This is a genomic window from Mycolicibacterium lutetiense (genome assembly GCF_017876775.1).
Lineage (GTDB): Bacteria > Actinomycetota > Actinomycetes > Mycobacteriales > Mycobacteriaceae > Mycobacterium > Mycobacterium lutetiense.
Genome location: NZ_JAGIOP010000002.1, coordinates 2,570,980 through 2,591,312, shown reverse-complemented (window position 1 = coordinate 2,591,312; position 20,333 = coordinate 2,570,980). Strand labels below are relative to the sequence as shown.

Sequence of the window (20,333 nt, the reverse complement as noted above, 5' to 3'; positions counted from 1 at the left end):
TCCCCGTTGTAGGGGTATGGGAATTAACGTCGCGAGAATGCCCAGCCACAGCACCATTGCCGGCGTCCATGCGGTACTGCCCCCTCATCGGTACACCCAGGATGAGGTCACGAGCGCCTTGTTGGACCTGCCCGGATACGCCGAGTCCGAAGACGTGCTGCGGGCTCTGCACAAGAGCGCGAGAGTGAACAGCAGGTATCTGGTCCTGCCGCTCGAGGAGTACGCCGAGCTCGATGATTTCGGCAAGAGCAACAGCCTGTTCATCGAACACGCAACCGAACTGGGCTGCGCCGCACTGTCCGGGGCACTCGATGATGCGGGTCTGCGTCCGCAGGATGTCGATCTGATCGTCACCACGACGGTCACCGGCGCCGCGGTCCCGTCGCTGGACGCCCGGATCGCCGGGCGGCTCGGCCTGCGGCCCGACGTCCGCCGCATCCCGATCTTCGGGCTGGGTTGCGTGGCCGGTGCGGCCGGCATCGCCCGGCTCAACGATTATCTGCGGGGTGCGCCCGACCAGGTCGCGGTCCTGGTGTCGGTCGAATTGTGTTCGCTGACCCGCAAACATAATCCGACGATGCCGACGCTGGTGGCCGGCGCGCTGTTCGGTGACGGTGCCGCCGCGGTGGTCGCGGTCGGCGAACAACGGGCCCGCAAGCTCAACCCGGTCGGACCCGACGTGCTGGACTCGCGCAGTCATCTGTACCCGGATTCGTTGCACGCCATGGGTTGGGACATCGGCTCCGGTGGCTTCGAGATCGTGCTGAGTGCCGAAATCCCGGGCTTCGTGGGGCGCTATCTGGGCGACGACGTCACCGGGTTCCTCGGCGGTCACGGTCTTTCCGTCGAGGACGTCTCCGCGTGGGTGAGCCATCCGGGTGGGCCGAAGGTGATCGAGGCGATCATCGAAACCCTCGGATTGCCTGAGGATGCCCTGGATCTGACCTGGCAATCACTCGCCGACGTCGGCAACCTGTCGTCGTCCTCGGTGCTGCACGTGCTGCGGGACACCATCCGCAAACGGCCGGAGTCGGATACGCCCGGGGTGATGATGGCCATGGGCCCGGGTTTCTGTTCCGAACTCGTCCTGCTGCGCTGGCGCTGATGACGGCCAAGAGATTCACCGCGCTGATCGTCCTCGTCGCCGCCGAGCGGGTCCTCGAGCTGGTGGTGTCCAAACGCAATCTGAAGTGGAGCATCGCCCAGGGCGGCAGGGAATTTGGGGCCGACCACTATCCGGTGATGGTGGCGCTGCACAGCGCGCTGCTGGTGGGCGCGGTGGTGGAGGCCCGTAGGCGCAGGCCGTCGTCGGTCCTCGGCCGGGTGATGGTCGCGGTGGTGCTCGCCGCCCAGGCGTTGCGCTGGCGGTGCATCACCACGCTGGGCAGGCAGTGGAATACCCGGGTCGTGGTGGTGCCCGGCGCCGCGCGGGTCGCCGACGGCCCGTACCGGGTGATTCCGCACCCGAACTACGTGGCAGTGGTCACCGAGGGGGCCGCGTTGCCGCTGGCCGGTGGCGCCTGGATCACCGCTCTGGTTTTCACCGTGGCCAACGCCGCGCTCTTGCGGACCCGGATCCGCATCGAAAACGAAGCGTTGCAAGGTTTGTCGTGATCGATCTGCTCGTCGCAGGTGGCGGCCCGGCCGGGCTGGCCACCGCGGTGCACGCCGCACGCGCCGGGATGGAGGTCGTGGTGGTGGAGCGGCGCACCGGCCCGGTCGACAAGGCCTGCGGTGAGGGGTTGATGCCGCACTCGGTCCGGCAGCTGCAGCGCCTGGGCGCCGAGGTCGACGGACGGGCATTTTGGGGTATTCGTTACCTGGACGGTCGGCGCACCGCCGAGGCCAGGTTTCGCGACGGGTCCGGATACGGGGTGCGTCGCACGGTGCTGCACGCCGCGTTGGCGGAGGCAGCGTCGGCGGCCGGGGTTCGGGTGGTGCACGGTGAGGTGGGTCCGGTGATCCAGGACTCGACATCGGTGAGCGCCGCGGGTTTTCGGGCCCGCTATCTGGCCGCCGCCGATGGCCTGCATTCGCCGATCCGCCGCGACCTCGGGCTCAGCGGCGGTGAGGGCAGGCGACGCCGCTGGGGCATCCGGCGTCACGTCCAGATCGCGCCCTGGTCGGATTGCGTCGAGGTCTACTGGGGGCCCGACACCGAGGCGTACGTGACGCCGGTCGGTGAGAACTGTGTGGGGATAGCGATCCTGACCTCGGAGCGCGGCGGGTTCGACCAGCACCTGGCGGCATTTCCGATGCTGGTCGAGCGGATCAACGGCCTTGAGCACGACCAGGACCGGGCCGCCGGGCCGCTGCGGCAGAAGGTCCGCCACCGCAGTGCGGGGCGGGTGCTGTTGGTCGGTGACGCGGCAGGCTACGTCGATGCCCTGACCGGGGAGGGGTTGGGCCTGGCTTTCGGGGCGGCCGAACTCCTGGTCGGGTGCGTAGGGGCGGACCGGCCAGATGACTACGACCGGCAGTGGCGCGCGTTGACCCGTCGCTACCGGTTGCTGACCGCGGCCCTGTTGCACGGCAGTGGTTTCGGTCCGGTGCGGGCCTGTATCACCCCGGCGTCGGCGGCGTTGCCGTCGGTGTTCGCTCGGGCGGTGAATGCACTGGGGGAGTAGGCCGCGCCAGGTTGCCCAGGTACTCCAGCAACCGCATGCCGTGGAACACCAGCAGCGCGGCGATGGAGCCCAGCGCGATCCCGGTAAACGTCAGAGAACCCAGTTGCCAGGTGAAGTCGGCGATCCCGATGATCAGCGGGATCGCCGCGGTCATCTGGTTGACGGGCTTGGAGAAATCCACGTGATTGGTCAGCCAGATCCGCACGCCCAGGATGCCGACCAGGCCGTAGAGCACAATGGTGGCGCCGCCCAGCACCCCCGGGGGGATGGCCGAGATCGCCGCTCCGACCTTGGGGCACAACGACAATGCGATCGCCACTGTCGCGGCCACCCAATAGGCGGCCGTCGAGTAGACCCGGGTCGCCGCCATCACCCCGATGTTCTCGGCGTAGGTGGTGGTGGCCGAACCGCCGCCGGCGCCGGCCAGCACGGTGGCGACGCCGTCGGCGGCCAGCGCCCGGCCGATCATCGGATCGAGGTCGGTGCCGGTCATCTGTCCCACCGACTTGACGTGCCCGATGTTCTCGGCGACCAGGGCGATCACCGCGGGCAGGAACAGCGGTAGCACCGCCAGGCTGAACGTCGGGGTGTGGAATTCGGGCAGTCCCAGCCACGGCGCCGACGCGATCGCCGCGGTGTCCACGTCGCCGAGGATCAGCGCCAGCAGATACCCGATCACGACCGCGCCGAAGATCGCCAGCCGGCCGACCAGCCCTTTGAAGAAGGCCAGCGTCGCGACCAGCAACACCAACGTCACCAATCCGACCAGCGGGCCCTTCTCGAAATTGGCCTTGGCCGCCGGGGCCAGGTTGAAGCCGATCAGCGCGACGATCGCGCCCGTCACCACCGGCGGCAGGGTCAGATCGATCCACCGGGTGCCGATCAGGTGCACCACCGCGCCGATGAGGATCAGCAGCATCCCGACTGCGATCAACCCGCCCAGCGCGCTTCCGGTTCCGTGGGAGACCACCGCCGCGGTCACCGGCGCGATCACCGCGAAACTCGACCCCAGATAGCTCGGCAACCGATTGCCGGTGATCAGCAGGAATCCGATGGTGCCGACGCCGGAGAACAGCAGGGTGGTGGCCGGCGGAAAGCCGGTGAGCACCGGGACCAGGAACGTGGCGCCGAACATGGCCACCACGTGCTGGGCCCCGATACCGATGGTGCTGGCCCAATCTAGCCGTTCCCCGGGGTTGACCACGAAATCGTCGTCGGTGCGGGTCTCGACGTATTTCCAACGCAGCGGAATCACGAATGTTGACTGAACACCATCAACGGCCGCCGCGCATGCGGACTGCGTAGACCGCGGCACCCACCGCCACCACGGCGAGCCCGGCGAGCACCGAGGACAGGGGTAACGAGAAGGCCAGCATCAGACAGCCGGCCAGGCCGAGCGCGGGGATGAGGTGGTGTCCCAGAGTCCACGCGGACGCATTGGCGATCGCGTAGTACAACAACACGGTGAACGACGAAAATCCTATCGCCCCACGCAGATCCACGGTTGCGGCCAGGACCGCGACGACGATGCCGATCAACATCTCGGCCCGGTGGGGCACGGCGAACCGCGGATGCACCGCGGCCAGTACGGGCGGCAGGTGACGGTCGCGGGCCATCGCCAGCGTCGTGCGCGACACCCCGAGGATCAGGGCCAGCAGTGAGCCGAGCGCTGCGGCGGCCGCGCCGGCTCGCACCACCGGTTGCCACTCCTGCGCACCGGCCGCGGCGACAGCGTCGGCCAGCGGTGCGGGCGCGGAGGCCAGACCGGAACTGCCGAGGACCGAGAGCACTGCCACCGCCACCGCGGCATAGACCACCAGCGCGATGCCCAGTGCGATCGGAATCGCCCGCGGAATGGTGCGGGCCGGGTCGCGGACTTCCTCGCCCAGCGTGGCGATCCGGGCGTACCCGGCGAACGCGAAGAACAACAGGCCCGCGGCCTGCAGCACGCCCCCGACGCCGACGTCGTCACCGATCTCCAGCCGGGCGAGGTCCGTGGCTCCGGAACCGGCGATGATCACCACGACCGCGGCCAGTACCGCCAGCACGCACGCGACGATGATCCGGGTCAGCAGGGCCGACTTCTGGATTCCGACGTAGTTCACCGCCGTCAACGCCACCACCGCGGCCACTGCCACGGCATGCGCCCACTGCGGCCAGACATACACCCCGACCGTGAGCGCCATCGCCGCACATGAGGCGGTCTTGCCGACGATGAAACTCCACCCGGCCGTGTAACCCCAGAAATCGCCGAGACGTTCGCGCCCGTAGACGTAGGTGCCGCCGGATTGCGGGTAGCGCGCGGCCAACCGTGCCGAGGACGTCGCATTGCAGTAGGCGACGACGGCCGCCAGCGCGAGGCCGATGAGCAATCCACTTCCGGCCGCGCCGGCCGCCGGCGCCAGGGCCGCGAAAATGCCCGCCCCCACCATCGATCCCAGGCCGATCACGACGGCGTCAGTGGTCCCGAGCCTGCGTTGCAGCCCGCCGGGGGTGGTCACCCCCGCGATAGTAGGGCGTTTCGAGGTGATGACGGACGCGGCAGCACTCCCGTCTCCCAACCAGTGGTTTACCGGCGGCGCGCTGGTGACCTCGGTTGTTACCCTCGACATGTGGAAGAACCCGAGTCAGCGGCCGTGCCGGCGCTCGCCGCCAACAGCTGGGCGCTGCTTGGGATGCTGTCTTACCAGCGCGAACTCTCGGGCTATGACATCCGCAAATGGCTGCACTACGGCGTGCGCTACTACTACGGCAGCCCGGCGTTCAGCCAGATCTACGCCGATCTGAAGAAGCTCGAGAAGATGGGCTTCCTGACCTCCCGGGTGGATGATGGCGGCCCACGCAGCCGTCGGCTCTACAAGATCACCGAATCCGGCCTGGACGCCGTCACACGATGGGCGCGGGATACGCCGGCCGATCCTCCGACGCTGAAGCACCCGGCGATCATGCGGGTGACCCTGGGGCATCTCAGTGACCCGGCGGCCCTCAAGCAAACGCTCGAGGAGCACATCGCTTACGTCGACGAGATGCACCTCGATGCCGCGAAGGGTGCGCGCTGGGCCGCGGCGGATCCGAAATGGACGTACGCCAGGATCGCCCTGGATTGGGCGGAGCGTTATTACGCGTCCGAGCGGGAGCTGACCTTGAGAATGATCAAGGATCTCGACGACGCCGAGGCGACGTTCCCGAAGGTGGGCGAAGGGATTCCGTTGCCGGGGCCAGAGTATTGGGAAGAGTTCGAGAAGCGGGTCGCCGCTGAAAGCGGCAAGTAGGCCGGGGCCGCTGAAAGCGGCAAGTAGGCCGGGGCCGCTTACGCGGGCTGCAGGCTGGGCGCGGGTGCGCCGCGATGTGGCGCACGGAGCGGACGCAACGGCTGCAGGGTGGGCGCGGGCCGGTCGGGGCCGTCCTCGGCGGAACGCCAGATGGCCATCGCGGTCATCCGGACCGGGGCGGTCAACCGCTGGTCGAACGTCATCCGGCTCATCGGACCACACACCGACACGGCAGCGACGGCTTCGCCGGCCGGGCCGATCGGCGCTGCCACACAACCGAATCCGGCCAGTGACTCTTCCCGCTCGAACGCCACCCCGCGGGCACGGGTCCGGTCCAGCTCGGCTGCCAACTGTGCTTCGGTGGCGATCGAGAATCGCGTCAAGCGTGAGGACAAGCTGACCTCGGCGGACGGGTTGTCGGCCAGTATTGCCTTGCCGACCGCCGTGCAGTGTGCGGGTTGGCGGCCTCCGACGCGGGTCGGGATGGCGGTCACCATCTGGCCGCCGATCTTCTCCAGGTACACCACGTCGGAACCGCAGCGGACCGCCAGGTGGACGACGAGCCCGGTGGCCCGGTGCAGATCGCGCATCAATGGGATCGCCGCGCGGTGGATGCGGTCCTGGTGCAGAGCGAGCGATCCGAGCTCGACCAGTCGCATGCCGAGCTGGTAGTCGCGGCCGTCGCGGCGCAGCCACCGGAGGTGGACGAGACGTTCGAGCATCCGGTGCGCCGACGAGCGGGGCAGACCGGTCCGTCGCACGATCTGGGCCAGTGTCAGGCAGCCGGGCCCGTCGAAAGCGTCGAGGACCAGGGAAATCCGGTCGATGACTGCGCTGGGTGTCTCGCCCGTCTTCTCGACAGCCATTGTCATCTGAAACCTTCCGCCCGGAGCTGCATGCCTAACAGAAATATGACTATTAGGAATATGACTATTTGTAACATAGCAGTGTGGGCCCTGTCACACGAATCACCGAATGGGGTCGGCGTCTCAGATCATCGCCCGCAGCGCGCCCTGCGGATCCACGCCCAAAGAACTCAGCGCCGACGCGTGATACGTCGTGCCCGGAACATGGATGGCGTGCGCCTGGCCGACGTGCACATCGCGCCAGTACCGCTGCAGCGGCTTGTCCATCCGCGCGGCGTTCCCGCCGCACCGGGCGAAGATCTCGTCCACCGCCGACACGGCGCGCCACACCGCCCGCACCTGGGTGCGCCGGCCTGCGGCACGGTCCTCGAAGGACACCTCCCGGCCCGAGTCGACGATGTCGTAGATGCGGTCGACGTTGGCCAGCAGTTCCTGACGGGCGGCGTTGATATCGGCGGCGGCCTCGCCGATCGCGTACATCACGTAGGGGTCGTCCTTGATCGCCACTCCGCTGGAATTCACCCGCGCGCGTTGGTAATCCAGCGCAGCCGCGAGTGCGCCCTCGGCGATACCGATTGTCGCCGAGCTGATCCCGAGCGGGAACATCGTCGACCACGGCATCAGATAGAGCGTCTCGGTCATGCCCGCCTCACGCTGAGCCGTACCGTCCATCACCTTCGTGGCATCCATGGTCCGGTACGACGGCACGAAGGCGTTGTCGACGATGACGTCTTTGGAGCCGGTTCCGCGCAGTCCCACGACGTTCCAGGAGTCTTCGACGATCTCGTAGTCCCTGCGGGGCAGGATCATGTGCAGCATCTGCGGCGGCATCAACGGCTTACCCTCGGCGTCCCCGCGCAGTGCACCCAGGAAGATCCAGTCGCAGTGGTCGGTACCTGAGCTGAACTGCCAGCGGCCGTTGAGTACGAAGCCGCCGGCCTCCCCGTCGATGGGAGTGGCCACGCCCTGGGGTGCATACGGTGAGGCGACCCAGGTGTCGACGTCATCGGCCCAGATCTCGGCGGCGACGCGGGGGTCGGCGTAGGCCAGTTGGTAGGGGTGGACACCCACCACGCCGTTGATCCATCCGGCAGCCGGCTCGAGTGCCGCGGTGGCCATCACGGTCTCGGCGAACTCCCGCGGATGAACCTCCAGACCGCCGTGGGCCTTCGGTTGCAGCAGTCGGATATTGCCCGCCGACTTCATCAACTTGACCGTCTCGTCGGTGAGCATGCCGATCTTCTCGGCCTCGGTGCCCTGGTTGCGCAGTAGATCGGCGTTCTCACGCACCCGGTCGATTACCCGCTCAGTCATCATCTGGTCCTATTCCGTCGAGGGCTGTCACCGATGGTGTACCGCATCGAGCCGGGATGTGGGCGGTGTCTCAGTGAGTGAAATTTGTTGCGCACGCCTCCCGTCTCCCGATGGGCGGGACGAGGCATGTCCGGCCGGATGAAGAACTGCGATTGTTCCCGGTCGAGACGAGTGGTCCGGTCGGACGAACCGTCGGAAGGTCGATCCACAGAAACGGAGAATCCGATGCTGCAGCGACAGCTCGCCGGCCCACTCGAGGGGGTGGGTGGGTTGTTCGCCATGTCGGTGGACGCCGCCAGATTCGCGGTGCGCAGGCCATTTCAATGGCGCGAGTTCCTCGACCAGTCATGGTTCGTGGCAAGGGTTTCCATGGCACCGACGCTCTTGGTGGCGATTCCGTTCACCGTCCTGGTCTCGTTCACCTTGAACATCCTCCTTCGTGAACTGGGGGCGGCCGATCTCTCCGGGGCGGGCGCGGCCTTCGGTGCCGTCACCCAGGTCGGACCCATGGTGACGGTGTTGATCGTGGCCGGCGCCGGGGCCACCGCGATGTGCGCCGATCTGGGATCGCGCACCGTCCGTGAAGAGATCGACGCCATGGAGGTGCTGGGCATCAATCCGATTCAGCGTCTGGTGACGCCCAGAATGCTCGCGTCAGGGCTGGTCGCCTTACTGCTCAACAGCGTCGTGGTGATCATCGGAATCCTTGGCGGATACCTGTTCTCGGTGTTCGTCCAAGACGTCAACCCCGGCGCGTTCGCGGCCGGTATCACCCTGCTCACCGGCATTCCGGAGGTCATCATCTCCTGCGTCAAGGCGGCATTGTTCGGGCTGATCGCCGGGCTGGTCGCCTGCTACCGCGGTCTGACCGTCTCCGGTGGCGGAGCCAAAGCGGTGGGCAACGCGGTCAACGAAACGGTGGTCTACGCCTTCATGGCCTTGTTCGTGGTCAACGTGGTGGTCACCGCCATCGGCATCCAGATGACGACGCGATGACGGGGTCCACGGCAGTACTTCAGACGGCGTACCCGCGACTGTCCCGGGCGGTGCGGCGGCCCGGGGCGGCGCTGGGCGGCATCGGCGACCACGTCCTGTTCTACGGCCGGGCGCTCGCCGGAATACCGCACGCGGCCGCGCACTACCGCAAGGAAGTGATCCGGCTGATCGCCGAGATCAGCATGGGTGCAGGCACATTGGCGATGATCGGCGGAACCGTCGTGATCGTCGGGTTCCTCACCCTGGCCACCGGTGGGGTCCTGGCCATCCAGGGCTACAGCTCACTGGGCAATATCGGTATCGAGGCCCTCACCGGATTCCTCGCCGCGTTCATCAACGTCCGGATCTCGGCGCCCATCGTCGCCGGTATCGGTCTGGCCGCCACCTTCGGTGCCGGTGTCACCGCGCAGCTCGGCGCAATGCGGATCAACGAAGAGGTCGACGCGCTGGAATCGATGGCCATCCGGCCCGTCGAGTATCTGGTATCCACCCGCATCGTGGCCGGAATGATCGCGATCACCCCGCTGTACTCGATCGCGGTGATCCTGTCGTTCCTGGCCAGTCAGTTCACCACCGTCGTGCTGCTCGGGCAGTCCGGTGGTCTGTACGACCACTACTTCAGCACGTTCCTCAACCCGATCGACCTGCTCTGGTCGTTCCTGCAGGCGCTGCTGATGGCGTTGGCGATCCTGTTGGTGCACACCTACTACGGCTTCTTCGCCACCGGCGGCCCGGCCGGCGTGGGCGTCGCGGTCGGCAACGCGGTCCGGACGTCGCTGATCGTCGTCGTCTCGATCACCCTGCTGATCTCGCTGGCCGTTTACGGCTCCAACGGCAACTTCAACCTCTCCGGCTAGAGAAGGCATCTGATGTCGCGTGACGCTGTACGTCAACTGAGCGGACTGGCGACGGTCGTGGTGATCGCCGCGATCGTCATCGGTGCCATCGTGCTGTTCCGCGGTGGGGTGGCGCCCACCGCGTCGGTGACCGTGATCTCTCCGCGGGCCGGTCTGGTGATGAACGCCGACGCCAAGGTCAAACTGCACGGTGCGCAGGTCGGCAAGGTCGCCGCCATCGAGACGCTGCCGGACGGGCAGGCAGCTCTCCGGTTGGAGATGAACCCTGCTGACCTGCAACTGATCCCGGCCAACACCGGGGTGGAGATCGCCTCCAGCACCGTGTTCGGCGCCAAGTTCGTCCAGCTGGTCCCGCCGCCGGATCCTTCGCAGAAATCGATGTACGCCGGTCAGGTGCTCGACGCGTCGCATACCACCGTCGAGATCAACACGGTGTTCGAGCAGCTGGTTTCGGTGCTGGCACAGATCCAACCGGAAAAGCTGAACGAGACACTGGGCGCGATGGCCCAGGCCGTCGACGGTCGAGGCGACAAGCTCGGTCAGACCCTGGTCGACCTGGACGCCTTGCTGGCCAAGATCGCCCCCAGCCTCCCGACGATGAGCCACGAGATGGCCGTCGCGCCCCAGGTGTTCAAGGCCTACGCCGACGCCGGACCGCATCTGATGGACACAGTGCGTAGCGCGACGCAACTCAGCGACACGCTCGTCGATCACCGAAATGATCTGGACGCGTTGCTGATCAGCGCGATCGGGCTGGCCGACGTCGGCAACGAGGTGATCGCGTCCAACAGCGCCGGGGTGACCGACGCGATGCGACTGCTGGTGCCGACGACGAATCTGCTCAACCAGTACAACCCGGCGCTCACCTGTGCGCTCAAGGGCTTGGAGCCGCTGGCACTCGGGCCGCCGACACCGTTGCCCGGCGTCATGCTGCTGGACTCGTTCCTCTTGGGCACCGAACGCTACCGCTACCCGGGCAACCTGCCGAAGGTGGCCGCCAGCGGCGGCCCGCAGTGCCAGGGCCTGCCTGAGGTCGGATTCGAGCAGCGGCCGCCGTTCATCGTGACCGACATCGATGCCAACCCTGCGCAGTACGGCAATCAGGGGATCCTGCTGAACTCCGACGGCCTCAAGCAGGCGCTGTACGGCCCCATCGACGGCCCGCCACGTAACACCACCCAGATAGGACAACCGGGATGACGCGCAGCCGGGGGACCGCCCTGAAGTTCGGCGTGTTCGGAGTGACGATGCTGCTCCTGACCGGAGCACTGTTCGCGATCATGGGCCAGTACCGCACCGGGTCGACGACCGGCTATTCAGCCCTGTTCACCGACGCGTCCAGCCTGAAGTCCGGTGATTCGGTGCGGGTAGCAGGGATTCGCATCGGCACGGTCAATGAGGTTGCGCTACAACCTGACAACACCGTGCTGGTGCGCTTCGACGCGGACCGCGAAGTGGTCATGACGACCGCCACCAAGATCGCGGTGCGCTATCTGGACCTGGTCGGCAACCGCTATCTGGAGCTGCTGGAAGGCCCTGGTTCGACCAAGATCCAGCCGGCGGGTTCACAGATCCCGCTCGAGCGCACCGAGCCGGCGCTGGACCTCGACCTTCTGCTCGGTGGTCTCAAACCCGTGATCCAGGGTCTGAACGCCCAGAACGTCAACGCGTTGACGAACTCGCTGATCCAGATCCTGCAGGGCCAGGGCGGCACGGTGGAATCAATGATGGCGCATACGACTTCGTTCACCCAGGCGCTGGCCGACAACGGGCAGACCGTGCAGCAACTGATCGACAATCTGAAAACCGCCGTGGCCACCGTTGCCAAAGATGGCGACAAGTTCTCCGGCGCTGTCGATCAGCTCCAACAGCTCATCACCGGTCTGTCTCAGGAACGCGATCCCATCGGGGAGGCCATCACGGCCCTCGACAACGGCACCGCATCCCTGGCGGACCTGATGACGCAGGCCCGACCGCCGCTGTCGGGCACGGTCGATCAGCTCACCCGCCTGGCGCCGCTGCTCTCGAACTCCGACGACATCGCGCGTCTGGACCTGTCATTGCAGAACGCGCCGAAGAACTACCGCAAGCTGGTCCGGTTGGGCGCATACGGCAGCTTCATCAATCAGTACGTGTGTGGGATGAACGTCCGCGTCACCGACCTGCAGGGGCGGACCGCGTACTTCCCGTGGATCATCCAGAACTCCGGACGCTGTGGGGAGCCCTGATGCTGAAATACCGTGGATCACACCTCATCCGGAGCGGACTCATCGGCATCTTGCTGATCGCGATGGTCATCGCGGTCGGGCTTCAGCCGCAGGCGTTGTGGTCGTGGGCGACGTCCGTCAAATACCACGCTGTGTTCGCCGAGGCCGGCGGGCTCACCACCGGTAACGACGTCAAGATCTCCGGGGTCACGAAGGGCCTCGTCACCGATGTCAGCCTGAGCCACGGCAAGGCGCTGGTGACCTTCACCCTGGACAGCACGGTCCGGCTCGGCTCCGACACCACCGCGCACATCCGGACCGGGACGATGCTCGGTGCCCGCATGCTGACCCTGGAACCGGCCGGCGCAGGCACCATGCGTTCCTCGGACACCATCCCCCTCACCAGGACGGCGTCACCGTATTCGTTGACCAACGCAGTCGGCGACTTCACCAACAACACCGCCGGCACCGATACCGCCGCGCTCACGCAGTCCCTGGATACGTTGTCGGACACCATCGACCGGATGGCACCGCAGTTGGGGCCGACGTTCGAGGGGCTGTCCCGCTTGTCGGAGACGCTGAACAGCCGCAACGAATCGCTGTCCAACCTGCTCAAGAGTGCGGCCGACGTGACCGGCATCCTGTCGAAGCGCAGCGAGCAGGTCAATACGCTGCTGCTGGACGCGAACGCGTTGACCGGGGTGCTCGACCAACGCCGGTATGCGATCGTCAACCTGCTGGCCAACACCTCGGGGCTGGCCCAGCAACTCTCCGGACTCGTCCACGACAACGAGGAAGAGCTCGCCCCCACCCTGAAGCAGCTCAACTCGGTGACGGCGATGCTGGAGAAGAACCGCGACAACGTCGCAGGCGCCCTGGCAGGTCTCGCCAAGTACCAAGTCACCCAGGGCGAATCGGTGAACAACGGCTTCTACTACAACGCCTTCGTCGCGAACCTCAACCCGGCGCAGACCATCCAGCCGTTCCTCGACTACGCGTTCGGCTTCCGGCGCGGCACCAACGCCGGACAACCACCGGACAATGCCGGTCCCCGAGCTGAATTCCCCTGGCCCCACAACGGCATTCCTGGAGGAAGTCGATGATCGCCCGTAACCGGAAGCGGATCAGCCGCACCGTGCTGGTGCTGCTCGTCGCGCTGGCCGTGGCCGGCACGGCGGTGATCGTGCGGCAGACCGTCTTCAAGCCGACCACCATCACCGCGTACTTCACCTCCGCCACCGCGATCTACCCCGGCGACGAGGTTCGCGTTGCCGGGGTCAAGGTCGGCTCGATCACGAGTATCGAACCGACCGGTGGGCAGGCCCGGATCACCCTCGCCGTCGATCACAACGTCAAGATCCCGGCCGACGCCAAAGCGATCCTGATGGCGCAGAACCTGGTTGCCGCCCGGTACGTCCAGCTGACGCCGGCCTATGAAGACGTCGGTCCGACGATGGCCGACGGTACGCAGATCGGGGTGGAGCGCACCGCCGTGCCCGTCGAGTGGGACCAGGTCAAGGACCAGCTGATGCGGTTGGCGTCCGACCTGGGACCGATCAACGGGGCGTCGGCCACCTCACTGAGCCGCTTTGTCGACAGCGCCGCCGCGGCCATGAACGGCAACGGCGAGAAGTTGCACGAGGCGATCAGTCAATTGTCCGATGTGGCAAAGATTCTGGGCCAGGGGAGCGGCGATGTCGTCGGCATCATCAAGAACCTGCAGGTCTTCGTGACGGCGCTGCGGGACAGCAACGCCCAGATCGTGGAATTCCAAGGGCAGCTCGCCAACGTCACCAGTGTTGTCGATGGGAGCCGCTCCGACCTGGACGGCGCCCTGACCAACCTGGCGGACGCCGTCGGCAATGTTCGGCGATTCGTCGCAGGCAGTCGCGACCAGACCGCCGAACAGCTGGAGCGGCTGAACAACGTCACCCAGAACCTGGTGGACAACAAGACCAAGCTCGAGAACGTTCTGCACGTCGCGCCCAACGCGATCGCAAACGGCTACAACATCTACAACCCCGACAGTGGCACCGCCGTCGGCGCATTCGCGTTGGCGAACTTCTCCGACCCGTTGTCGGTGGTGTGCTCGGCGATCGGCGCGATCAAGAATGCCACCGCGGCGGAATCGTCCAAGCTGTGCGCCCAGTACCTCGGACCGGCCCTGTCGTTGCTGAACTTCAACCACATGCCGATGCCGTTCAACGCCTATCTGAAGAAGTCGCCCAGCCCGGAGAGCCTGGTGTACACCGATCCGAACCTCGCACCCGGCGGGGCCGGCGGGCGGCCGCAGCCCTACGCGGATCTGCCGCCGGCCGTGTCGGCGTACACCGGTGCCGGTGATGTCGCGCCGCCGGCCGGATGGGGTGCGCCTCCTGGACCTCCTGGTTCGTACGCGCCCGACGGCTTGCCCGCAAACACCTCGCCCGCGGCGTATCCCGGATCGCCGATCGTGGCGGATGTGCCGGTATCAGCGCCAAAGACAGTGCGGGACATGCTGCTTCCAGCTGAAGCTGCACCGGTCCCCGCACTGCCGGCCCCAGGAGGAACCCCATGATCAGTCGGCGGTCCCTGACACGACTGACGGCGGTAGCCGCCTGCTCGGCGGCGACGCTGACGGGCTGCGCGTTCCACGGCCTGAATTCACTGCCGCTGCCCGGCACCGTCGGCCGCGGGTCAGACGCGACGGTCTATCACGTCGAACTCGCCAATATCGGGACGCTGGAATCCAATTCGCCTGTGATGATCGGTGACGTCATCGTGGGCAGTGTCTCCGGCATGGCGGTGAAGGGCTGGCACGCGGACGTGGAGGTCTCGGTCAAGCCCGACATCGTCGTCCCGGCGAACGCGGTCGCCACCGTTGGGCAGACCAGCCTGCTGGGCTCGATGCACGTCGCGCTGGATCCTCCGCTGGGACAGTCGCCGACCGGACGGCTGACCCCGGGGGCCACCCTCGAGCTAAACCAGACTTCGACATATCCGTCGACCGAACAGACCCTGTCGTCGCTGTCGGTGCTCGTCAACGGCGGAGGCCTGGGCAAGATCGGCGACCTGGTCACCGAATTCAACGCCGCGCTCAATGGTCGCGAAGACAAGATCCGCGATCTCCTCACCCGGCTCGACGACATCGTCGGGATGTTCGCCAACCAGCGAGACGACATCAATGCCTCGATCACGGAGCTGAATCGGTTGGCCGGCACGCTGTCCGGACAGCAGGAGGTGATCACCACGGCGCTGCAGCGGATACCTCCGGCCCTGGACATCCTGGTCAAGGAGCGGCCGCGGATCACCACGGCGCTGGAGAAGTTCGGCAAGTTCAGCGACACCGCAACCAATCTCGTCAACGCGACGCGCGAGGACCTGCTGACCAACCTGCGTAACCTCGAACCGACGGTCAAGGCACTGGCCGACGTCGGCCCGAATCTGGGTACCGTGCTGGCATTTGCGCCGGCATATCCCTATCCGCAGAACTTCATCGACCGGGCGATCCGCGGGGATTACCTCAACCAGTTCATCACCTTCGACTTCACCATTCCGAGGCTGAAGCGGGGCCTGTTCCTGGGTACCCGGTGGGGCCAGGAGGGACTGCCGCTCACACCGGCGCCCGGCGACCCGTTCTTCGCCAATTACACGAAGGATCCACTGGGCATGCCGTTGACGCCGCCACCGGCGGCGGTGGCCACGATGCCGCCGCTGATCGACCCGCCGGCCGATGATTCAACGCCTCCAGCCCCTGTAGCGCCGAGCGAAGGTGGCAACTGATGCTCACCCGTTTTGTCCGAATCCAGCTGGTCATCTTCGCGATCGCCTCGGTGATCGGCATGGCCCTGATGGGCATCGTCTACCTGCAGGCCCCCACGCTGTTGGGTATCGGGCGCATGACGGTGACCCTGGAACTGCCCGGAACCGGTGGGCTCTACCAGTTCTCGAACGTGACCTATCGCGGCGTCCAGATGGGGAAGGTCACCGAGGTGCGGCCCACCCGCGAGGGCGCGGTGGCCACACTGTCGCTGAACACGTCACCCAAGGTCCCGGCCGACCTGCACGCCGCGGTGCTGAGTGTGTCGGCGGTGGGCGAGCAATACGTCGACCTGCAACCCAGTAATGACTCGGGGCCGTATCTGCACGACGGTTCGGTGATCCCGGTCGCCAACACGTCGATCCCCCAGGCCGTGGGGCCGATGCTCGATCAGGTCAGCTCACTGATGGGCAGCATCCCCAAGGACAAGATCAGCCCACTGCTCGATGAAACCTTCAAGGCCTTCAACGGTTCTGGAAACGACATGGGGGCACTGCTGGACTCCTCGTCACGACTGATCGCCGAGGCGAACGCCGCCTCCGACCAGACCCGTGCACTCATCGACGACGGTGCGCCGCTCCTCGACGGACAGGCCGAGTCGGTCGATGCGATCCGCACCTGGGCACGCAGCATGGCCGGCATCACCAAGCAGGTCGCCGCCGACGACCAGCACGTCCGCACCCTGCTCAAAGACGGGCCGGGTGCCGCCGACGAAGCCACCCGCCTGTTCAATCAGGTCAAGCCCACCCTGCCGCTGCTCCTGGCCAACCTCACCAGCCTCGGCCAGGTCGGGGTGACCTACCATCCCGCGCTGGAGCAGATGCTGGTACTTCTGCCGCCGTCCATCTCGGCCACCCAGTCATACGGTGCGCCGAAGAACAACCCGGTCGGTATGACGTTGGGCGACTTCACTCTTTCGATGGGTGACCCGCCGGCATGCACCGTCGGGTTCCTGCCGCCGTCGTCGTGGCGGTCCCCGGAGGACATGACCGACATCGACACCCCCGACGGGCTGTACTGCAAGCTGCCTCAGGACTCGGCGATCGGTGTCCGCGGAGCCCGTAACTACCCGTGCATGGGCAAGCCGGGAAAGCGCGCTCCCACGGTCGAAATCTGTAACAGCGACCGGCCTTACGAGCCATTGTCGATGCGCCAGCATGCTCTCGGCCCGTACCCGATCGATCCCAACCTGCTTGCGCAGGGGATCGCGCCGGATTCCCGCGTCGATCGGGACAAGTTCATCCACGGTCCGGTCGAGGGTACGCCGCGTCCGCCGGCTGAGGCGCCGGTCGTAGAAGCACCGGCTGCCGTGCCGCCTGCAGAGGCACCGGTCGTGGAAGCGCCGGTCGTGGAAGCGCCGGCTGCCGAAGCGCCGCCGAGCGACGGCGGGGCGCCGACGATGGCGCCGAGTGCATTTGCCCCCAACGGATCTGAAGGACCCTCGGTGGCGTTCGCCACCTACGACCCGAAGACGGGCCGGTACGCGACTCCGGACGGCAAGGTGTACCGCCAGAAGGATCTCGTGCCGCACACCGGTGACCAGACGTGGCAGGACCTCTTCACCACCTGACCTGACACCGCGCCTGGCCGGGCAGCTGAAAAGCTGTCCGGTCAGGCCGTTTTCACGAGTTTGAACGGCATCGTGATGAACACGACGCGGCTGGTTCCGCACGAGCCGCTGACGCCGGTCGTCGAATCCTCGCCCAGCAGTGTCGTCGAATTCGGGTCGTTCGCAGTGCCGTCCTTGTTCGCGGTGAAGAAGCGGTACACCTGCAGACCCGGGCCGGCAGTGCCATCGCCACACGGCTGCCAGTTGTCCACCGTCTTCTTGACGTACCAGACGTCGCTCTTCTTGTAGATCGGTGCGCTCCAACCCCAGTCGCTGTCGACCGTGCCGGTGCACTCGCTCGGGTAACTGCACGTCGTCGAGATCGTCCACGTGCCACGGATACTGGCCTCGTCGTGGAAGATGTCGTTCGTCTTCGCCCACTCACCGTTCGACGTGGCGATGTAGGTGCCATTCAGGCCCCAGTTCGGGGAGGCCGCGGCGACGGGGCTGCACAGGCTTCCCACCGCAGCGGCGGTAAAAACCCCTGCCCCAATGACTGCCGTCGACACCCGCATGACCACACTCCTCTGTGCACGGCCACCGACGCTCGCCGTGGCAGCCTTCACTGTCCAACTTCTGGGGCCGTTTGACGGGCAACCTCCCACCTAGTGGGCAATGCGATGGCAGCCGGATTGAGCCGTGCCACAGTGTCGTACGTGCGGATACCGGTGGCAGCCATGGCTGGGTTGCTCGTCGCGGCGGCGATGATCGCGCCAGCGCCGGCCCCAGCGCCGGCGAGCGCAGAACCTGTCGGATGCAGTGAACCCTCGTGTGTACCCGGGATTACCGGCGGCGTCGTACTCGGCGCTCCGTGCGGGGATACGGCGTACTACGTCTTCGGCACCACGTCGTGGGGGCGGGTGGTCTTCTGCGGGTCGCCGCGCCGTTACGAACCCCGCTACTTCCGGTCGCCGCCCTTGAAAGGCATTCGCGAGGAGAACACGCCGTGCACCGGATTCGAGAATTCTGTCGCCCAGGCGCCCGACGGGCTGTTCCTGACTTGTGTGTCCAGTGACGGAGCGAGCAGGTGGCTTCGTGGCGACCTCTGACGCGCTGGGGCGTGCGGTGTCGAGGGGCGTGATGTTCGTCGTCGCCCTCGGTGCGGGCCTGCCCGTGGCGGCACCCGCATACGCCGACGAGAACCCGATGACGCACCGCGTGACCTACACCGTCACCGCCGAGCAGCCGACGGACGTCGGCATCTATTACCGCGACGTCGACCCGCCGACATGGGCGGACTACAGCCATGATCCGTACCAGTTCAGCCCCAAGGACGATCTCACCCTGGAACCGGGCGCGCCGTGGATCCGTGAGGTCACGCTCGCCGACCCCATGCGATGGGCCATGGTCGCCGTCTCCACCGGCGGGTTGGCTCCGCAATCGGCCTCCACCCTGCGCTGCGAACTGGCCATCGACGGCGTCGTCGTCGACCGTGCTGCCGGCCCCAAAGGGGCCTTGTGTTCGCTGCGGAACTGGTGACCGCTGGGTGGGACAGCCGCGTCGACGCAGGCTCAGGCCGCATTAGCGTCCCGCCGAGACCAACCGGAGGTGCATCATGCGGTTACTCAGCCGCACCGACGAGACAACTGAGCCGACCGTGCTCGACGACGATCTCGAGTTGCTGAATCAGCCCGCTGCGGACGAAAAACGCAGGTGGCGACCGAAACTCGCGACACTGCTTGCCGGTGTCGCGATCCTCGTCAGCGGTGCGTTGATGGCGGCCGGCGGATACATGGTCTGGTTCCAGCTGAAGGCTGACGGTGAGCAGCAGCGCCGTGCGGAGTTCTCGGCGGCGGCATCGCAAGCCGCCGTCACCTTGATGTCGATCGACAGCGCCAAGGCGGAGGAGAACGTCAAGCAGATCGTCGACAACTCCACCGGGCAGTTCAAGGCGGACATTGAGTCGTCGGCCGACGACCTGGTGAGAGCCGCGCAGGATTCGAAGGCGACGACGAAGGCTACGGCGAAGGCCACGGCTGTGCAGTCGATGGACGCCGACTCCGCAGTCGTCCTTGTCAGCACGGCAACCACGGTGAGCAACTCGGCCGGCGCCAATCAGCAGCCGCGCAACTGGCGGCTGAGCGTCACCATGGTCAAAGACGGTGGACAGATCAAGATGTCGAAGGTGGAGTTCGTCCCGTGAGTACCGACACAGCAGACACTGATACCGAAATCCCTTCGGACACCGAATCGGTCGTCACCGAATCAGTCAGCGAAGAGCCGCAGACCGGCGAAGCCGAAGCGGTTACCGAGGACCCGGAGCATTCCGAGCGGTGGACCCGTCGCATCGCGAGGCGGTGGCGAGCGATCGCGGTCGTGTGCGTACTGCTCTCCTCGGCGGGTTCGGTAGCGGCACTCTATTTCGGTGCGTATCGCGCCGAACATCAAGCCGCTCAAGCGTCCACGGTGGTGATCGACGCGGCGACCGAGGGTTCGGTGGCGTTGTTGTCCTATGCGCCAAACAGTTTGGATCAGGACTTCGCTACGGCGAAATCCAAACTGACCGGCGACTTCCTCGACTATTACAGCGAGTTCGCCGACAAGTTCGTCGCGCCGGCGGCCAAGCAGAAGGACATCCAGGCCACCGCTGCGGTTGTCCGCGCCGCCCCGGTCGACGTGCAGTCGGACACCGCGGAGGTGCTGGTCTACCTGAACCAGGCAACTACTAGCCGCGACAACCCCGAACCGGCCCAGGCCGCCAGCGCCGTGAAGGTCGGGCTGACGAAAATCGATGGCCGCTGGCTGATCTCGTCGTTCAACCCGATCTAGCGCGACGCCCGACGGAC

General features: G+C 66.5%; 21 protein-coding genes. 16 read left to right on the top strand and 5 right to left on the bottom strand.

Going from position 1 to position 20,333, the window contains the following annotated elements:
- Positions 1 to 37 precede the first annotated feature (37 nt).
- From JOF57_RS21780 to JOF57_RS21770, 3 genes are read left to right on the top strand one after another with little or no spacing between them, the layout of a single operon-like run.
- A complete protein-coding gene (locus JOF57_RS21780; protein WP_234938209.1) occupies positions 38 to 1,105 on the top strand; it encodes a type III polyketide synthase in 1,068 nt (355 codons plus the stop codon).
- Positions 1,105 to 1,614: an isoprenylcysteine carboxyl methyltransferase family protein gene (locus JOF57_RS21775; RefSeq protein ID WP_209919913.1), complete on the top strand. Its 510-nt coding sequence runs from the start codon at positions 1,105 to 1,107 to the stop codon at positions 1,612 to 1,614. Before JOF57_RS21780 ends, JOF57_RS21775 begins: the two co-directional genes overlap by 1 nt.
- The gene (locus JOF57_RS21770) at positions 1,611 to 2,627 is read left to right on the top strand and encodes an NAD(P)/FAD-dependent oxidoreductase (protein WP_209919911.1); all 1,017 of its coding nucleotides are present in this window, start codon (positions 1,611 to 1,613) and stop codon (positions 2,625 to 2,627) included. Before JOF57_RS21775 ends, JOF57_RS21770 begins: the two co-directional genes overlap by 4 nt.
- Here the strand turns inward: JOF57_RS21770 and JOF57_RS21765 are convergent.
- Both JOF57_RS21765 and JOF57_RS21760 read right to left on the bottom strand, forming a co-directional pair.
- Entirely contained in the window at positions 2,563 to 3,882 is a 1,320-nt protein-coding gene (locus JOF57_RS21765; protein WP_307870070.1) for a uracil-xanthine permease family protein, read from the bottom strand. The two genes, JOF57_RS21770 and JOF57_RS21765, sit on opposite strands and share 65 nt — an antisense overlap.
- A gap of 19 nt (positions 3,883 to 3,901) precedes the next feature.
- Complete coding sequence (locus tag JOF57_RS21760) at positions 3,902 to 5,128, bottom strand: APC family permease (protein ID WP_209919909.1); 1,227 nt, start codon at positions 5,126 to 5,128, stop codon at positions 3,902 to 3,904.
- 111 nt (positions 5,129 to 5,239) lie between these two features.
- Here JOF57_RS21760 and JOF57_RS21755 point away from each other — a divergent pair, with 111 nt between their 5' ends.
- Complete coding sequence (locus tag JOF57_RS21755) at positions 5,240 to 5,899, top strand: PadR family transcriptional regulator (protein ID WP_307870069.1); 660 nt, start codon at positions 5,240 to 5,242, stop codon at positions 5,897 to 5,899.
- A gap of 38 nt (positions 5,900 to 5,937) precedes the next feature.
- On the opposite strand, the gene JOF57_RS21750 is transcribed toward JOF57_RS21755, so the two are convergent.
- Positions 5,938 to 6,771, bottom strand: a complete 834-nt coding sequence (locus tag JOF57_RS21750) for an IclR family transcriptional regulator (protein WP_209919907.1) — start codon at positions 6,769 to 6,771, stop codon at positions 5,938 to 5,940.
- 117 nt (positions 6,772 to 6,888) lie between these two features.
- Positions 6,889 to 8,079 (bottom strand): acyl-CoA dehydrogenase family protein, encoded by a 1,191-nt coding sequence (locus tag JOF57_RS21745; RefSeq protein WP_209919906.1) that lies wholly within the window; start codon positions 8,077 to 8,079, stop codon positions 6,889 to 6,891.
- Positions 8,080 to 8,304: 225 nt separating this feature from the next.
- On the opposite strand from JOF57_RS21745, the gene JOF57_RS21740 reads away from it, so the two are divergent.
- The 8 genes from JOF57_RS21740 to JOF57_RS21705 are packed head-to-tail and all read left to right on the top strand — an operon-like array spanning position 8,305 to position 17,508.
- The gene (locus tag JOF57_RS21740; RefSeq protein ID WP_135361297.1) at positions 8,305 to 9,075 is read left to right on the top strand and encodes an MlaE family ABC transporter permease; all 771 of its coding nucleotides are present in this window, start codon (positions 8,305 to 8,307) and stop codon (positions 9,073 to 9,075) included.
- Entirely contained in the window at positions 9,072 to 9,932 is an 861-nt protein-coding gene (locus tag JOF57_RS21735) for an MlaE family ABC transporter permease (protein WP_209919904.1), read from the top strand. Before JOF57_RS21740 ends, JOF57_RS21735 begins: the two co-directional genes overlap by 4 nt.
- Positions 9,933 to 9,944: 12 nt before the next feature.
- Positions 9,945 to 11,132: an MCE family protein gene (locus tag JOF57_RS21730; protein WP_209919902.1), complete on the top strand. Its 1,188-nt coding sequence runs from the start codon at positions 9,945 to 9,947 to the stop codon at positions 11,130 to 11,132.
- Positions 11,129 to 12,160 carry an MCE family protein gene (locus JOF57_RS21725; RefSeq protein ID WP_209919900.1) on the top strand — a complete coding sequence of 344 codons (1,032 nt, stop codon included), beginning with the start codon at positions 11,129 to 11,131 and terminating at the stop codon, positions 12,158 to 12,160. The genes JOF57_RS21730 and JOF57_RS21725 overlap by 4 nt, the downstream gene beginning before the upstream one ends.
- The gene (locus JOF57_RS21720) at positions 12,160 to 13,242 is read left to right on the top strand and encodes an MCE family protein (RefSeq protein ID WP_209919898.1); all 1,083 of its coding nucleotides are present in this window, start codon (positions 12,160 to 12,162) and stop codon (positions 13,240 to 13,242) included. The genes JOF57_RS21725 and JOF57_RS21720 overlap by 1 nt, the downstream gene beginning before the upstream one ends.
- The gene (locus tag JOF57_RS21715; protein WP_209919895.1) at positions 13,239 to 14,696 is read left to right on the top strand and encodes an MCE family protein; all 1,458 of its coding nucleotides are present in this window, start codon (positions 13,239 to 13,241) and stop codon (positions 14,694 to 14,696) included. The genes JOF57_RS21720 and JOF57_RS21715 overlap by 4 nt, the downstream gene beginning before the upstream one ends.
- The gene (locus tag JOF57_RS21710; RefSeq protein ID WP_209919894.1) at positions 14,693 to 15,901 is read left to right on the top strand and encodes an MCE family protein; all 1,209 of its coding nucleotides are present in this window, start codon (positions 14,693 to 14,695) and stop codon (positions 15,899 to 15,901) included. The genes JOF57_RS21715 and JOF57_RS21710 overlap by 4 nt, the downstream gene beginning before the upstream one ends.
- On the top strand, positions 15,901 to 17,508 hold the full coding sequence (locus JOF57_RS21705) for an MCE family protein (RefSeq protein WP_209919892.1): 1,608 nt from the start codon (positions 15,901 to 15,903) through the stop codon (positions 17,506 to 17,508). The genes JOF57_RS21710 and JOF57_RS21705 overlap by 1 nt, the downstream gene beginning before the upstream one ends.
- Before the next feature lie 41 nt (positions 17,509 to 17,549).
- On the opposite strand, the gene JOF57_RS21700 is transcribed toward JOF57_RS21705, so the two are convergent.
- Positions 17,550 to 18,062 (bottom strand): Rv2253/PknI dimerization domain-containing protein, encoded by a 513-nt coding sequence (locus JOF57_RS21700; RefSeq protein WP_209919890.1) that lies wholly within the window; start codon positions 18,060 to 18,062, stop codon positions 17,550 to 17,552.
- Between the two features lie 162 nt (positions 18,063 to 18,224).
- Between JOF57_RS21700 and JOF57_RS21695 the strand changes: the two genes are divergently transcribed.
- The 4 genes from JOF57_RS21695 to JOF57_RS21680 all read left to right on the top strand — a co-directional run bounded on the left by JOF57_RS21695 (position 18,225) and on the right by JOF57_RS21680 (position 20,316).
- Positions 18,225 to 18,596: a hypothetical protein gene (locus tag JOF57_RS21695; protein WP_209919888.1), complete on the top strand. Its 372-nt coding sequence runs from the start codon at positions 18,225 to 18,227 to the stop codon at positions 18,594 to 18,596.
- Between the two features lie 31 nt (positions 18,597 to 18,627).
- A complete protein-coding gene (locus tag JOF57_RS21690; protein WP_209923589.1) occupies positions 18,628 to 19,026 on the top strand; it encodes an Rv2576c family protein in 399 nt (132 codons plus the stop codon).
- 76 nt (positions 19,027 to 19,102) lie between these two features.
- The gene (locus tag JOF57_RS21685) at positions 19,103 to 19,690 is read left to right on the top strand and encodes an Rv1363c family protein (protein WP_209919886.1); all 588 of its coding nucleotides are present in this window, start codon (positions 19,103 to 19,105) and stop codon (positions 19,688 to 19,690) included.
- A complete protein-coding gene (locus tag JOF57_RS21680) occupies positions 19,687 to 20,316 on the top strand; it encodes a twin-arginine translocation pathway signal (protein ID WP_209919884.1) in 630 nt (209 codons plus the stop codon). The genes JOF57_RS21685 and JOF57_RS21680 overlap by 4 nt, the downstream gene beginning before the upstream one ends.
- Positions 20,317 to 20,333: the final 17 nt, after the last annotated feature.